At 62.8% G+C, this 379-nt stretch carries 1 protein-coding gene; it reads left to right on the top strand.

The window, feature by feature from the left end; translation table 11 throughout:
* Positions 1-379, top strand: a 379-nt coding sequence (locus BTA35_RS17605) for an alpha/beta fold hydrolase (RefSeq protein ID WP_338013028.1), incomplete at both ends; no start/stop codon positions are given.

Here is a 379-nt window from a genome sequence, read left to right as displayed (position 1 = left end):
CTATCTGGTCGACGCCGGTTATACGGTATTCATGATCTCGTGGCGCAATCCCTCAAACGCGGCCCGCGAACTCGGTCTGAACGACTATTTGGAGCAAGGTTTGATGGCGGCGCTACGCGAGGCGCGCGAGCGAACGCGCGGCGAGCGCGTGCATGCGGTGGGCTACTGCTTGGGCGGCACGCTACTGTCGATCGCCGCAGCAACGCTGGCCCGCGAGGCGAAACTGACACCCGATACGGTCGACGATCCGTTCGCCTCGGTCACGCTGCTCGCGGCACAAACCGACTTCAGCGAGCAAGGAGAACTCGGCAACTTCATCGATGCGAGCGAACTGGCGGCGCTCGATGCATTGATGTGGGAGCAGGGCTATCTCGACGGT

The sequence above is a fragment of the Oceanospirillum linum genome (assembly GCF_001995095.2).
GTDB lineage: Bacteria > Pseudomonadota > Gammaproteobacteria > Pseudomonadales > Halomonadaceae > Oceanospirillum > Oceanospirillum linum.
The sequence above is the reverse complement of the archived record's forward strand: the minus strand, read 5'-3'. Positions and strand labels throughout refer to the sequence as shown.